The organism is Marinobacter sp. LV10MA510-1 (assembly GCF_002563885.1).
GTDB lineage: Bacteria > Pseudomonadota > Gammaproteobacteria > Pseudomonadales > Oleiphilaceae > Marinobacter.
Genome location: NZ_PDJA01000001.1, coordinates 1,702,721 through 1,717,059, shown reverse-complemented (window position 1 = coordinate 1,717,059; position 14,339 = coordinate 1,702,721). Strand labels below are relative to the sequence as shown.

Here is a 14,339-nt window from a genome sequence, read left to right as displayed (position 1 = left end):
CAAATGAACGACCGTGTTGCTTAATGCCATTTGGCGAAGTAATAATAATCATTATCGTTCGCACTTGTCAACGGTTATTGATAGTCTTTTTTTAAAGCGTGTTTTAGGAGGTCTGTGTCATGACTTACGAAGAATTGATTAAACGGCTAGACCCAAACGTCTACCGCAGCCTGCGCCAGTCTATTGAAATGGGTAAATGGCCCGATGGCCGCAAAGTCAGCCCAGAGCAGCGCTCCATCAGCCTGGAAGCGGTGATTCACTACGAAAACACCCACAATATGCCGGAAGAAGAGCGCACCGGTTACATAGACCGCGGCGCAAAAGCCGGCACCGACTGCGATCCCACTGTGCGCATGCAGAAAAAAGCCGCGAAAAACGCTGCTAAAACAGACGCTGCGAGTGGCAGCAGCGACGACAGCGACGGCTCCGATCAGTACACCGAGGTAAAAGTTTGACTCAAACATCCGTAAACCCGGTGGACGTCAGCGGCCGCCTGCGCAAAATGCCCGCCAGTGCGGGCAATCCAGTCGGCTCTCCAGTGCAGTACCAACTGCGCCTGGGCGATGATCATGTCGCACTGAACGAACTGATCGGCCAGCCCATCAGCATTGAGTTTGACGGGGTGATTCGCTGCATCAACTGCGACCGCGTCACCAAAAAAAGCTTCAGCCAGGGTTTCTGCTTTCCCTGCATGCGCAAGCTGGCGGCCTGCGACAGCTGCATCATGAGCCCGGAAAAGTGCCACTTTCACCTGGGCACCTGCCGCGAACCCGAATGGGGGCAGGCCAACTGCATGGTCGAGCACGTGGTTTACCTGGCCAACTCGTCGGGTTTAAAAGTCGGCATTACCCGCGGCACCCAAGTGCCTACCCGCTGGATTGACCAGGGTGCAGTAGACGCCATTCCCATGCTACGGGTAGCCACCCGCCAGTTGTCCGGTTTTGTGGAAGTGGCCTGCAAAGCCCACGTGGCAGATCGCACCAATTGGCGTACCATGTTAAAAGGCGAAACCACCGAGCTGAACCTGGCCGAAGAACGCGACAAACTGCTGGCCCTGGTGGCCGAAGAACTGGACGCCCTGCGCGCAGAACATGGCGCAGACAGCATCCGCGCGGTGCAGGAACCGTCTATGGGTTTAAGTTATCCGGTTGACGTTTGGCCGCAGAAAGTAACATCGCACAACCTGGACAAAACACCCCGCGTGTCTGGCGTACTACAAGGCGTAAAAGGCCAGTACCTGATTCTGGACACGGGCGTGATCAACATTCGCAAATACACCGGTTATCAAGTTCGATTCTGCGCACCGGCAAACACGGGAGACAGCAATGCCTAGCAATCAGCCGCAAACCATTTATCTGAGCGATTACAAGGTGCCCGCCTATCTGGTGGATACCGCCGACCTGCGATTTGAACTGTTCGAAGACGGCGCACGGGTGCACAGCACCCTGGCTTTTCGCCGTAACCCTCAGTCCCAAGAGCTCGATGCGCCTTTGCAACTGCACGGCGACAGCCTGAAGCTGGAAAGCCTGGTATTGAACGGCGAAGCCGTGACTCAGAGTAACTACAGCGTCAGCAACGAGTTGTTGACCGTTAACCAGGTGCCTGAGCACTTCACTCTGCAAGTGGTCACCTGGATAGAGCCCCAAAACAACACCCGCCTGGAAGGCCTGTACAAATCGTCTGCCATGTTCTGCACCCAGTGCGAAGCCGAAGGTTTCCGCTGCATCACCTATTTCCCAGACCGCCCAGACGTGATGGCCCGCTTCAGCACCCGTATTGAAGCGGACAAAACCGCCTATCCGGTGCTTTTATCGAACGGCAACCCCGTCGAACAGGGCGACCTGAGCGATGGCCGCCACTTCGTGACCTGGGAAGATCCGTTCCCGAAACCGGCCTATTTGTTTGCCTTGGTCGCCGGTGATCTGTTGGAAAAGCAGGACAGCTTCACCACCATGAGCGGCCGCAAAGTAGACCTGCGCATGTACGTAGAGCCCCGCAACTCTGAAAAATGCGACTACGCGCTGGACTCCCTGAAACGCGCCATGGCGTGGGACGAAAAAACCTACGGCCGCGAATACGACCTCGACATATTCATGATCGTCGCAGTCGATGATTTCAACATGGGCGCCATGGAAAACAAGGGCTTGAACATCTTCAACTCCTCGTGCGTGCTGGCCAGCCAGGAAACAGCGACGGATATGGCGTTCGAGCGCATTGAATCCATTGTCGCCCACGAATACTTCCACAACTGGTCCGGCAACCGGGTTACCTGCCGCGACTGGTTCCAGCTCAGCTTGAAAGAAGGTTTCACCGTGTTCCGCGATACCCAGTTCTCCGGGGACATGGGTTCGGCCACGGTCAAGCGTATTGAAGACGCCACTGTGCTGCGTACCGCCCAGTTTGCCGAAGACGCAGGCCCCATGGCCCACTCGGTGCGCCCGGCGTCTTACATGGAAATCACCAACTTCTACACCCTGACCATTTATGTAAAGGGCGCCGAAGTGGTGCGTATGATTCACACCCTGCTGGGGCCGGATCTGTTCCGCAAAGGCAGTGACCTGTACTTTGAACGCCACGACGGCCAGGCCGTCACCACGGACGACTTCGTCAAAGCCATGGAAGACGCCTCAGGCCGTGATCTTGGCCAGTTCCGCTTGTGGTACCAGCAAGCCGGTACGCCGCAGATGGCGATCCGTGACCAATACGACGAAAGCGCCGGCGTTTATCGCCTGCACATCGAACAAACCCTGCCAGACACCCCGGGCCAAACCGACAAACAACCTCAGCACATTCCCTTTGCTTTGGGCCTGTTGGGCAGCCGCGGTGAGGCTTTGGCGCTGGCGTTAAGTGCCGAGGAATTGGCCAGCGGCGACGCACCTCAAGAGCGCGTGCTGGAACTCACCGAAGCCAGCCACAGCTTTGAATTTCACGGCCTCAGCGAACGCCCGGTGCCATCCCTGCTGCGGCACTTTTCAGCACCGGTGCGGGTGAGCTATCTATGGACCCGCGAACAACTGCTGTTCCTGATGAACTACGACTCAGACGGCTTCAACCGTTGGGACGCGGGCCAGCGCCTGGCCATAGACGTTATCCAGCAGATGATTGGCGCGCCAAAAGACGTCATCGTAGATACTCGCCTGGTCGGCGCTTTCCGCCACCTGATCAGCGATTCCGATCTGGATCAGGCGCTGGTGGCTAAAATGCTGGTGTTGCCCACGGTGGCTTATCTGGCCGAACTGACCGATGGCGCCGACGTGCCTGCCATTCACCGGGCCCGCCGCCGGGTGGCGAAGCATCTGGCGATTGCCCTGCGCGATGAGCTGGTAGCCTGCTACCGCCGCAACATCGACAGCGGCCCTTACCAGCTTGGCCCTGACGCCGTTGCCCGCCGCAGTCTGCGCAATACCGCTCTGGCCTGGCTGCTGCTGATCAACGATGAAGAAGGCCGCTCCCTGGGCTTAAGCCAGTATCGCGACGCCGACAACATGACCGACCGCATGGGTGCACTGAAGGCGTTTGTGAACTCCGGTTACGACGACGATCGTGCGGCCACCCTGAACGATTTTTACCAGACCTTTCAGCACGACCCCCAAGTGGTGGAACAGTGGTTCTCGGTACAGGCGGCCAGCCGTCGCACCGGGCAGCTGTCACACATTCACGCGTTGCTGGAACACCCGGCCTTTGATTGGAAAAACCCCAACAAAATCCGCGCGGTGATCGGCGCCTTCGCCGGCCAGAACCTGGTTAACTTCCACAATCCGGACGGCTCCGGCTATCAGTTCCTGGCCGACCAGGTCTGCAAACTAGACGACAGCAACCCGCAAATTGCCGCGCGGCTCGTAGGCCCGCTGACCCGCTGGCGCAAATTCGCCCCCGAGTACAGCCAGCAAATGCAAACAGCGCTAATGCAAATTCGCGACAAAGAAAACCTGTCCCGCGACCTGTACGAAGTAGTACACAAAAGCCTGGCGGACTAGTCCAAGAGGGGACGGATTTCAAATCCGTCCCCGCTTTTCGTCCCCGCTCTACGGAAGGGGACAGATTTCAAATCTGTCCCCACTGCCCCTGTCCCCGAGTCCACCACCCAGGGGACAGATTTCAAATCTGTCCCCGCTTTTCGTCCCCGCTCTACGGATGGGGACAGATTTCAAATCTGTCCCCACTGCCACTGTCCCCGAGTCCGCCACCCAGGGGACGGATTTCAAATCCGTCCCCGCTCTACAAATCCGTCCCCGCACTAAGATAAATATCGCACTTTCGGGCGATAGCAACCTGCCAGAAATACACTACACTCAACCTATTGCAGCGCTTTGCGCGCATCAAATACAACAACACCAGCAATAGGAAATCGAATGGCCACACGCAACAGGCGCCTTACCTGCGCCTGCCCGGGATTTGCTGCTGCCATCAGTTTGGCTGCGCTCTGCGTTTTAACCCCATCAACGGCATTCGCCGTCGCCGACTTACTGGAAGCCCCTGCTCGCAGCACCGAACTGGCCACAGCCAGTTTGCTGAACGACGTCACCCGCGCAGGTGACGATGATCGCCTGGTGGCCGTTGGCGAACGCGGCCACATCATCTATTCCGATGACGGCGGCGCCAGCTGGGACCAGGCCAGCGTGCCGGTGTCCGTCACCCTCACCGGAGTCGATTTTGGCTCGGCCAGCCACGGCTGGGCCGTAGGCCACAGTGGCGCGGTGCTGCACAGCAGCGATAGCGGGTCTAACTGGACCCTGCAGATGACCGGCATTCAGGCCGCCAATCTAGCCATTGCCGGTGTACAGCAGGAAATCGAGGCGATGGAACAGCGCATTGAAACCGCAGCCGAAGAAGATGTCGGCGATCTGGAATGGGCCCTGGACGACCTGTTGTTTGGCCTCGAAAACATGCAGGCAGATCAGTCTGTTGGGCCGGTGAACCCGTTTCTGGACGTGTGGTTTGAAGATGCAGGCCACGGCTTTGTGATTGGCGCCTACGGCATGATTTTTCACACCGCTGATGGTGGTAATCAATGGCAGGACTGGGCCCGAAAACTGGACAACGGCGACAACTACCACCTCAATGCCATCACCAAAATCGGTGGTGGCGCGCTGGTAATTGTCGGCGAAGCCGGGCAAATTCACGTGTCTGAAGACAACGGCATCACTTGGGATCGTCGCGACAGTGGTTACGAAGGCTCGCTGTTTGGCGTGATAGGCACTAACAACAGCGGCGAAGCGCTGGCCTTTGGCCTGCGCGGCACGGTGATGCACACAACCGACAACGGCCAAAGCTGGGATCGCGTGCAAACAGGCTCTACCACCACCTTGAATGATGGCGCTAGTGCCGGCGAACACCTGGTGTTGGTGGGCAACAATGGCACCTTGGTCATTCGCGATGGCGCCAATGAAGAGTTCAAGGAAACCCTGCGAGCCGATCGCCTAGGCTTGATGGGTGTTGTAGTAAGTGGCCCGCAAAAACTGTTGCTGGTGGGTGAGGGCGGCGTCGTTTTGATGGAAGGCGACGCGGGCCTGGTCGAACAAGGGGAAGAACAAGGGGCGGTTGAATGACAAATCCAAAGCATGCCAGGGGTGATCACTACCTCACCACACCCAAAGCCGAGCCCTTTCTGGAACGGCTGATTTTCAACAACCGCGTCACCATACTGCTTCTGTTCGCGGTGCTGACCGCATTTCTGGGCTACAACGCGGTGAAAATCAAGCCCGATGCCAGCTTCGAGCGGATGATTCCGCTGGAACACCCGTACATCGTGAACATGATGGAGCACCGGGACGATCTAGAGAACCTGGGTAACTTCGTGCGCATTGCCGTGGCCACAAAAGACGGCAGCGATATCTTCACCGAAGAGTACATGGAAACCCTGCGCCAGATCACCGACGAAGTGTTCTATCTCAGCGGTGTTGATCGCAGCGGCCTGAAATCCCTATGGACCCCCAACGTGCGCTGGGTAGAAGTTACCGAACAGGGCTTCCAGGGCGGCACCATCATCCCGGACAACTACGACGGCAGTTCCGCTGAAAGCCTCGAGAAACTTCGCCAGAACGTATTGCGCTCAAGCGAAGTGGGGCGCCTGATATCCGATAACTTCCGCTCGACCATCGTCTACGCACCGCTCTACGAAAACGACCCGCAAACCGGTGAACCCCTGGACTACGCTGCTTTTTCCCGCCAGCTGGAAGAGAAGATTCGGGAAAAGTACCAGGCGCAGAATCCGAACGTCAGTATTCACATCGTCGGCTTCGCCAAAAAAGTCGGTGACCTGATTGAAGGCATTGGTGCGATTGCCTGGTTTGCCGGCATCACCATTGCTCTGACAACACTGTTGCTGTTCTGGTACTCCCGCTGTATCGCAGGCACTTTGGTGCCGGTGCTGACGTCCATTGTGGCGGTATTCTGGCAGTTAGGGGCGCTAAAAATACTGGGTTACGGGCTAGACCCGTATTCCGTGCTGGTGCCGTTTCTGGTGTTTGCCATTGGCATAAGCCATGGGGTGCAGCTGGTGAACGCCATGGCAGTAGAAGCCGCCCGCGGTTTTGATCCGCTCAACGCCGCTCGCCTGGCGTTTCGGGGTCTTTACATTCCCGGCATGCTGGCGCTGATTTCCGACGCCTTTGGCTTCTTAACGCTGCTGTTTATCGATATCGACGTCATCAAAGACCTGGCCATAGCCGCAGGCTTGGGCGTGGCTATCGTGATCATCACCAACCTGGTTCTGCATCCGCTTCTGATGTCATACATCGGCATTACCGCCAGTGGTATTCGCCACGTGCAAAAACAGGGTGAAGAAACAGACCGCAAATGGCACCGCCTGTCAGTGTTCGCCAGCCCTAAAGTTGCGCCTATATCCGTGTTGGTCGCGCTGCTGGGCCTGGGTGTGGGTGTCTACCTCAAGCAGGACCTGAAAGTAGGCGACCTAGACCAAGGCGCTCCGGAATTGCGCGCCGATTCCCGCTACAATACAGACAACGCTTTCATTATCGACAACTATTCCACCAGTGCTGACGTGCTGGTGGTGATGGTGAAAACCCCGGTCGAGCAGTGCACCCAGTACAGCGTGCTGCGAGCCATGGACACCTTGCAGTGGGAGCTGCAAAACACCCCGGGCGTGCAATCCACCGCCTCGCTGGCGGACGTGTCGAAAATCGTTACCAAGGCGCTGAACGAAGGTAACTGGAACTGGTACGCCATTTCCCGCAACCAGACCATCATCAACGCCTCGATTCGCGATGCGCCATCCGGGCTGATCAACACCGATTGCAGCCTAACGCCCACGTTGGTGTTCCTGGAAGATCACAAAGCCGAAACCCTGCAAACCGTGGTGAGTGCGGTGGAAGTTTTCGCTGCCAACAACAGCAACGAAGACCATACCTTCCTGCTGGCGGCAGGTAACGCCGGGGTAGAAGCGGCCACCAACGACGTCATCGCCAAAGCCAAAGACTGGATGCTGGTGTTCGTCTATGGCGTTGTCAGCCTGCTGTGTTTTGCCACCTTCCGTTCCTGGCGGGCGGTGCTATGCATCGTGGTCCCGCTGGGGCTGACCTCTGTGCTGGCGGAAGCCATCATGGCCATGAGCGGCATCGGCGTCAAAGTCGCCACCTTGCCGGTCATAGCGCTGGGTGTGGGCATAGGTGTGGACTACGGCATCTACATTTACAGCAAGCTGGAGAAATTCCTGCTGGAAGGTAAATCCTTGCAGGAAGCCTACTTCGAAACCCTGCGCTCCACCGGTAAGGCTGTTATATTCACCGGTATTACCCTGGGCTTGGGTGTGGTTACCTGGATTTTCTCACCCATCAAATTCCAGGCCGACATGGGCCTGCTGCTGTTCTTCATGTTCATCTGGAACATGATTGGCTCCATCTGGCTGCTGCCGGCGCTGGCGCACTTCCTGCTGAAGCCGGAACAAATGCGTGAAAAAGCCCGCCTGGCAAACGCTAAAAGCTAGCCGTGTAAACCGCCCCGGCATTAACCCCGGGGCGGTTTTCCTTTTTACTCAAGCACCCGTTGTCCCTTCTGGCTAAAGTGGCCAGATTCATTTATCCGGCTGCCGGGTCTGTGTTTTACTTGGCTCTATGTTTTAACGAAATGAGCGGAATTCCAATTCAAAATCTCTGATTTAGTGTTGGATGGATAGCGATTATTTGGGACGGTCTTGGCTTTCTATATGCACGCGAATTGTAGCTTCTTTTCATCGGGAAATACGACTGTATAAATGATTGACACCAATTTGGTCAGGTCGTAATATTATTAACATGGACAACGAGAAATCAACCCACATTCGCACCCAGCAAATCCTCATTCGAAAGAATCATGAGGCGTTTCGCGGGGCCAGCGTTTGCACTCAGATTACTCGCAGAATAAAAAACGCCACGTCCTATGTGATGCAGCACCATCCTGACGGCAAAGATCAGATGCTGTCGCATCGCGACGCTGACAAATGGCTGAAGAGAAACAACCCGGAACTGTACACTAAGCTTCCGTCAGCCATCGCCCAGCGGAGCACGCAGATTGTCGGCCAGGAATGGAAGGCGTTTTTCGCCGCCTTATCGGCTTTCAAGAAAACACCTTCAGCCTTCAAAGCTCGGCCTCAAAAACCACGTTACGCCCGCAAAGCGGCCACCGTGCACATTGGACGAAACGGCTTCAAGTTTGTTGACGGCACGTTGTACTTTGCCAACGGCGTATTGCCACCGGTCAAAACGCAGTTTCGGTTTTCACAAAGATGGAACGCGTCTGTCGGCGACACCGTTGCGCTTGAAGTCAGAATTGTACCCAGGGGCAACTGCTTCATTATCGAAATCATCTACAACGAATCAAAAATTGTGGAGGCGGGCAACTTTTGCCGTCTTCTCGACACATCCCGCAAGGCCGGGATCGATCTAGGCATCAACAACCTTATCGCACTCGCAACCGATCAGCCGGGCGTTCGCCCTGTTCTGATCAACGGTAAAGCGCTGAAATCGATCAATGCCTGGTACAACAAGCGTGTGGCCAGACTTCGCTCTCAAGGCAAATACGCCCACATTCGCGCCGTGACCAACAAACGCAATCGCCGGATAAAAGACCTGTTGCACAGAGCGTCCAGCAAGGTTGCCTCTTATTGCCTGGAAAACAATATCGGCACACTGGTCATCGGTTATAACAAACACTGGAAGCAAGAGGTCAACGTTGGCCGCGTGAACAACCAGAAGTTTGTCGGTATTCCGCATGCCACTCTGATGTCTCAAATCCAATATAAGTGCCATGAGATGGGCATCACCACCGTTATTCAGGAAGAGTCGTACACCTCCAAAGCCTCCGCCTTGAATAATGATTTCATGCCGGTTTACGGCAACAATCCTGAAAACGTCGTACCACTGTTCAGCGGAAAGCGAATCCGCCGAGGGTTGTATCAAAGCAAACACGGGATCATAAACGCCGACATCAACGGCGCTCTTAATATCCTTAGAAAAGCAACGGGTGAGGCCTTAGGGCTAGCCTGTAAGGGGTTCGTGTCCAACCCCATAATGATGGATCTTATGCCACACAACTCCGTCGTTATTAGAAGGGAAAATGCTGCGCAGCCCATGGCCGCGTAGTAGGTTTACCCAGATGCCAACTCAAAATCTTCGATTTAGTGTTGGTAGTTCACTAGCCATCTAAAAGCTGGATTTTCCCGTTCGCGGGACTCTAAGGGTCATGACAGTAAAAAGGACAACTAAGATGACGGTGAAACTGAAAGCCTCTGTCTTGGCAGTTACCGCGGCACTGAGCCTCGGCGCAGCCTCTGCCATGGTGTCTGCTCAGGAACAGCAGTTCATTACCATCGGCACCGGCGGCGTTACCGGCGTGTACTATCCGGCCGGTGGAGCTATCTGCCGCCTGGTCAACATGGACCGTAAAGACCACGGTATTCGCTGTGCGGTTGAAATCACCGGCGGTTCTGTCTACAACCTGAACGCCATGGCCCGAGGTGAGCTGGACCTGGCCGTAGTTCAATCAGACTGGCAGTTCCACGCCTACAACGGCAGCAGCCAGTTTGAAGGCGACGGCCCCAACAAAAAACTGCGCGCCGTTTTCTCCATGCATCCGGAGCCGTTCACTGTTGTGGCCAGTAAAAGCTCGGGAATCACCACCTTTGAAGATCTGCAAGGCAAGCGAGTTGCGGTTGGCGACCCAGAGTCTGGGCAGCGTGCCACCGCCGAAACGCTGATGAAAGAAATGGGCTGGAAAATGGAAAAATTCGCTCTGGCCGCCGAACTAAAAGCGGCCGAGCAGTCCCAGGCCCTGTGTAGTGGCGACATCGACGCCTTCTTCTACACCGTGGGCCACCCATCAGGCGCTATAAAAGAAGCCACCACCTCCTGCAACAGCGTTCTGGTCACCGTTGATAACAACGCCAGCAAAAAACTGATCAACAACTATCCCTACTACCGCAAAGCCATCATCCCCGGCGGCATGTACCGCGGTAGCGATGAAGACATAACCACCTTCGGCGTCGGAGCCACCTTCGTATCGTCCACCGACGTACCAGAAGACGTGGTGTACCGGGTAGTACGCGCCGTGTTCGAAAATTTCGACAGCTTCAAACGCCTGCACCCGGCCTTTCACAACCTGAACAAAGAAGAAATGGTGTCAGACGCCCTAAGCGCCCCCCTGCACCCGGGTGCCGTCAAATACTACAAAGAAGCCGGCCTGATGAAATAGCAAAAGGGGACGGATTTAAAATCCGTCCCCGCTCTCGTCCCTGCTCTCATACCCCCAGGGGACGGATTTCAAATCCGTCCCCGCTCTACACCAGGGGACAGACTTCAAGTCTGTCCCCGCTTTGCCCTTGCCACCCGTCCCTCGGGACAGATTTCAAATCTGTCCCGGCTCCTATACCCCCCCGAGGGGACGGATTTAAAATCCGTCCCCGCTTTACACTTTCTGTTAAACTCCCCAACTTCTCGGCACCGCGGTCGTATCGCGGCTGCCAAAAAAGAGGGCATAAAGCGGGAACGGATTTGGAACATAGGGGACGGATTTCAAATCCGTCCCCGCCCTAAGTTTCCCCGCTTTATGCCCTCGCCAAACAAGTGATCTCTGGTATAGATCACCGCTGAGAACCCCTAGGAGCACACCATGCCCGTAGTAACCCTGCCCGATGGCAGTCACCGCAGTTTCGCCGAAGCCGTCACCGTGCACGACGTTGCCGCCGACATTGGCGCCGGCCTGGCCAAAGCCGCCTTAGCCGGTAAAGTCGACGGCACCCTGGTCGACACCAGTCACCTGATTGAACACGACGTCCAACTCGCCATTATCACCGAGCGCGACGACGAAGGCCTGGACGTTATCCGCCACTCCACCGCCCACCTGCTGGCCATGGCGGTCAAAGAGCTGTTCCCGGAAGCCCAGGTCACCATCGGCCCGGTGATAGACGACGGTTTTTACTACGATTTCAAATACGATCGCCCCTTCACCAACGAAGACCTGGCCCGTATTGAAAAGCGCATGGCCGAACTGGCCAAGCAAGACCTGCCGGTTTTCCGCTCGGTTATGTCCCGCAGCGAAGCGGTAGCGCTGTTCAGCAGCATGGGTGAAGAGTACAAAGTTCGCATAATTGAAGACATTCCCGGCGCAGAAGACCTGTCATTTTACCGCCAGGGTGATTTCATCGACCTGTGCCGCGGCCCCCACGTGCCCAGCACCGGCAAAATGAAAGCATTCAAGCTGACCAAGGTATCCGGTGCCTTCTGGCGTGGCGACACCAACAACGAACAGCTGCAGCGCGTCTACGGCACCGCCTGGGCCAACAAGAAAGACCTGAAAGCCTACGTGCATCGCATCGAAGAAGCCGAAAAGCGCGACCACCGCAAAGTCGGCAAAAAGCTGAACCTGTTCCACATGCAAGAAGAAGCCCCGGGCATGGTGTTCTGGCATCCGGACGGCTGGACCATTTACCAGAAAATGGAACAGTACATGCGCGATATCCTGCGCCGCCACGGTTACCAGGAAATCAAAACGCCTCAGATCGTGTCCCGCTCGCTGTGGGAAAAGTCCGGCCACTGGGACAAATTCAAAGAAGGCATGTTCACCACCGAGTCGGAAAAACACGACTTTGCCATCAAGCCCATGAACTGCCCGTGCCATATCCAGGTATTCAATCAGGGCCTGAAAAGCCACAAAGATCTGCCCCTGCGCCTAGCGGAGTTCGGCTCCTGCCACCGCAACGAAGCGTCCGGTGCCTTGCACGGACTGATGCGCGTGCGCGGCTTTACCCAAGACGACGCTCACATCTTCTGTGAAGAAAGCGACATCCAGAACGAAGTGTCGAAGTTCATCGACCTGCTGCACGAAGTCTACAAAGACTTCGGCTTCACCGAGATTCTGTACAAGTTATCTACCCGCCCCGAAAAGCGCGTAGGTTCTGACGAAGTCTGGGACAAATCCGAAGCCGCACTGGAACAGGCCCTGAACCGCGAAGGCGTGAAATGGGAACTGTTGCCGGGCGAAGGCGCGTTTTATGGCCCGAAAATCGAGTTTTCCCTGAAAGACTGTATCGGTCGGGTATGGCAATGCGGCACCATTCAGGTAGACTTCAGCATGCCGGGCCGTTTGGGCGCACAATATGTGTCGGATACCTCCGAACGCAAAACACCGGTTATGCTGCACCGTGCGGTACTTGGGTCGTTTGAGCGTTTCATCGGTATTCTGATTGAAGAATACGAAGGCGCATTCCCCAGCTGGCTGGCCCCAACACAGGTCGCCATCCTCAATATCACCGATAATCAGCGGGAATATTGCGAGAATCTTGCGAAAAAGTGGGATTCTTTGGGCTTTAGGGTTAATGCTGACTTGAGAAACGAGAAGATCGGCTTTAAAATCCGCGAGCACACAATTAACAAGGTTCCCTTTCTTGTGGTTGTCGGCGACAAAGAAGTCGAGAACAACGCCGTTGCGGTGCGAACCCGCAAAGGTGAAGATTTGGGAACATTATCGCTCGAAGCGTTCGAACAGCTTCTGCAAGAAGATGTTGAACGCAAGAGCAGAACCAAGTTGGAGAATTAATTATTAAACAGAGAGCGAATCGGGGTGCGCGTACACCAAAGGCGCCAATCAATGAGAACATTGATGCAACTGAAGTCCGTCTGATTGACGCCGAAGGCGAGCAAGTGGGTGTGGTTTCAATCGCAGAAGCCCTCAGGATGGCAGAGGAGGCGACCCTGGATCTGGTGCAAGTGACAGATTCCGATCCGATCGTCTGTAAAATAATGGACTATGGCAAGAAGATCTTCGACGAGAAAAAAGCGAAGGCCGTTGCCAAGAAAAAACAGAAACAGACGCAAGTCAAAGAGCTTAAGTTCCGTCCAGGAACTGAAGAAGGGGATTATCAGGTAAAACTACGCAACCTGATACGTTTCCTTGAAGCCGGGGACCGCGGCAAAATCACTGTTCGCTTCCGTGGCCGTGAGATGGCACACCAGGAAATTGGTATGAAACTCATGGAACGCATAGAAGTGGACATGGAAGAAATGGCAACTGTCGAGATGCGTCCGAAAATGGAAGGCCGCCAGATGACCATGATTATCGCCCCCCGCAAAAAGAAGTAAGCCTGCTGTTGTTGCTCATCCCCTGCCAAAGGCGGGGGATTTGTGTTTCAGGTTTGCATACGATGCATCAAAAAAACAGAATGCGGAGTTTTAAAAAATGTCGAAAATGAAAACGAAAAGTGGAGCGGCCAAGCGGTTTAAGAAAACTGCCACCGGCTTCAAGCACAAGTCGTCCTTCACCAGTCACATCCTGACCAAGAAAAGCCCGAAGCGTAAGCGTCAGCTGCGTGGAACCAAGCTTATCTCCAAGGCTGATGTGGCTTCCGTAAAACGCATGCTCGGAGTTTAGAGCACACGCACCCCAAACGGTTTTTAAGGTAGAAGGATTATAGTATGGCTCGTGTTAAACGTGGTGTGGTTGCACGCCGTCGTCACAAGAAGATTCTAAAGCAGGCTAAAGGTTACTACGGTGCCCGTAGTCGTGTGTACCGCGTTGCCAAGCAAGCGGTTATCAAAGCAGGTCAGTATGCGTACCGTGACCGTCGTAACCGCAAGCGTGCCTTCCGCGCACTGTGGATTGCGCGTATCAACGCCGGTGCCCGTGCCAATGGCTTGTCGTACAGCCGCTTGATCGCTGGCCTGAAAAAGGCCAACGTGGAAATCGACCGTAAAGTTCTGGCCGACCTGGCCATGAACGAGCAGCAAACCTTTGCTGCGGTTGTTGAGAAAGCCAAAGCATCCTTGTGATCGCTTAAGCTCTATCATCGATCACGAATCGATCCGCTGCCAGGCATAACAACCAGGCAGCGTTTAATAGGGGAAGGGCAC

The 14,339-nt window shown here is 55.5% G+C and carries 11 protein-coding genes; all 11 read left to right on the top strand.

All coding sequences use genetic code 11. The annotated features are described in order from the left end of the window. Window positions 1-119: 119 nt before the first annotated feature. The 11 genes from ATI45_RS08225 to rplT all read left to right on the top strand — a co-directional run bounded on the left by ATI45_RS08225 (window position 120) and on the right by rplT (window position 14,258). Complete coding sequence (locus ATI45_RS08225) at window positions 120-455, top strand: YeaC family protein (RefSeq protein WP_098419060.1); 336 nt, start codon at window positions 120-122, stop codon at window positions 453-455. Continuing rightward, window positions 452-1,333: a DUF2797 domain-containing protein gene (locus ATI45_RS08220; protein ID WP_098419059.1), complete on the top strand. Its 882-nt coding sequence runs from the start codon at window positions 452-454 to the stop codon at window positions 1,331-1,333. Before ATI45_RS08225 ends, ATI45_RS08220 begins: the two co-directional genes overlap by 4 nt. Next, window positions 1,326-3,977: an aminopeptidase N gene (gene pepN, locus ATI45_RS08215; protein WP_098419058.1), complete on the top strand. Its 2,652-nt coding sequence runs from the start codon at window positions 1,326-1,328 to the stop codon at window positions 3,975-3,977. Before ATI45_RS08220 ends, pepN begins: the two co-directional genes overlap by 8 nt. Window positions 3,978-4,352: 375 nt before the next feature. After that, on the top strand, window positions 4,353-5,549 hold the full coding sequence (locus ATI45_RS08210) for a WD40/YVTN/BNR-like repeat-containing protein (protein ID WP_098419057.1): 1,197 nt from the start codon (window positions 4,353-4,355) through the stop codon (window positions 5,547-5,549). Continuing rightward, on the top strand, window positions 5,546-7,945 hold the full coding sequence (locus ATI45_RS08205; protein ID WP_098419056.1) for an efflux RND transporter permease subunit: 2,400 nt from the start codon (window positions 5,546-5,548) through the stop codon (window positions 7,943-7,945). The genes ATI45_RS08210 and ATI45_RS08205 overlap by 4 nt, the downstream gene beginning before the upstream one ends. Window positions 7,946-8,252: 307 nt before the next feature. Continuing rightward, window positions 8,253-9,578 (top strand): RNA-guided endonuclease InsQ/TnpB family protein, encoded by a 1,326-nt coding sequence (locus tag ATI45_RS08200; RefSeq protein WP_228705984.1) that lies wholly within the window; start codon window positions 8,253-8,255, stop codon window positions 9,576-9,578. 124 nt (window positions 9,579-9,702) lie between these two features. Further along, window positions 9,703-10,686, top strand: a complete 984-nt coding sequence (locus ATI45_RS08195) for a TAXI family TRAP transporter solute-binding subunit (RefSeq protein WP_098419055.1) — start codon at window positions 9,703-9,705, stop codon at window positions 10,684-10,686. Window positions 10,687-11,103: 417 nt separating this feature from the next. Next, window positions 11,104-13,029, top strand: coding sequence for a threonine--tRNA ligase (gene thrS, locus ATI45_RS08190; protein ID WP_098419054.1), 1,926 nt, complete (start codon window positions 11,104-11,106; stop codon window positions 13,027-13,029). Window positions 13,030-13,031: 2 nt separating this feature from the next. Further along, window positions 13,032-13,571, top strand: coding sequence for a translation initiation factor IF-3 (gene infC / locus ATI45_RS08185; RefSeq protein WP_081622897.1), 540 nt, complete (start codon window positions 13,032-13,034; stop codon window positions 13,569-13,571). 97 nt (window positions 13,572-13,668) lie between these two features. Next, on the top strand, window positions 13,669-13,860 hold the full coding sequence (gene rpmI, locus ATI45_RS08180; RefSeq protein ID WP_098419053.1) for a 50S ribosomal protein L35: 192 nt from the start codon (window positions 13,669-13,671) through the stop codon (window positions 13,858-13,860). A gap of 44 nt (window positions 13,861-13,904) precedes the next feature. Continuing rightward, on the top strand, window positions 13,905-14,258 hold the full coding sequence (rplT, locus tag ATI45_RS08175) for a 50S ribosomal protein L20 (protein WP_007351562.1): 354 nt from the start codon (window positions 13,905-13,907) through the stop codon (window positions 14,256-14,258). Window positions 14,259-14,339 lie beyond the last annotated feature (81 nt).

What these genes read in the sequence shown, in the direction of transcription:
- ATI45_RS08195 (WP_098419055.1), top strand. Translation starts at nt 9,703, where the DNA reads ATGACGGTGAAACTGAAAGCCTCTGTCTTGGCAGTTACCGCGGCACTG.
- ATI45_RS08205 (WP_098419056.1), top strand. Translation starts at nt 5,546, where the DNA reads ATGACAAATCCAAAGCATGCCAGGGGTGATCACTACCTCACCACACCC.
- ATI45_RS08200 (WP_228705984.1), top strand. Translation starts at nt 8,253, where the DNA reads ATGGACAACGAGAAATCAACCCACATTCGCACCCAGCAAATCCTCATT.
- ATI45_RS08225 (WP_098419060.1), top strand. Translation starts at nt 120, where the DNA reads ATGACTTACGAAGAATTGATTAAACGGCTAGACCCAAACGTCTACCGC.
- pepN (WP_098419058.1), top strand. Translation starts at nt 1,326, where the DNA reads ATGCCTAGCAATCAGCCGCAAACCATTTATCTGAGCGATTACAAGGTG.
- rpmI (WP_098419053.1), top strand. Translation starts at nt 13,669, where the DNA reads ATGTCGAAAATGAAAACGAAAAGTGGAGCGGCCAAGCGGTTTAAGAAA.
- ATI45_RS08210 (WP_098419057.1), top strand. Translation starts at nt 4,353, where the DNA reads ATGGCCACACGCAACAGGCGCCTTACCTGCGCCTGCCCGGGATTTGCT.
- rplT (WP_007351562.1), top strand. Translation starts at nt 13,905, where the DNA reads ATGGCTCGTGTTAAACGTGGTGTGGTTGCACGCCGTCGTCACAAGAAG.
- thrS (WP_098419054.1), top strand. Translation starts at nt 11,104, where the DNA reads ATGCCCGTAGTAACCCTGCCCGATGGCAGTCACCGCAGTTTCGCCGAA.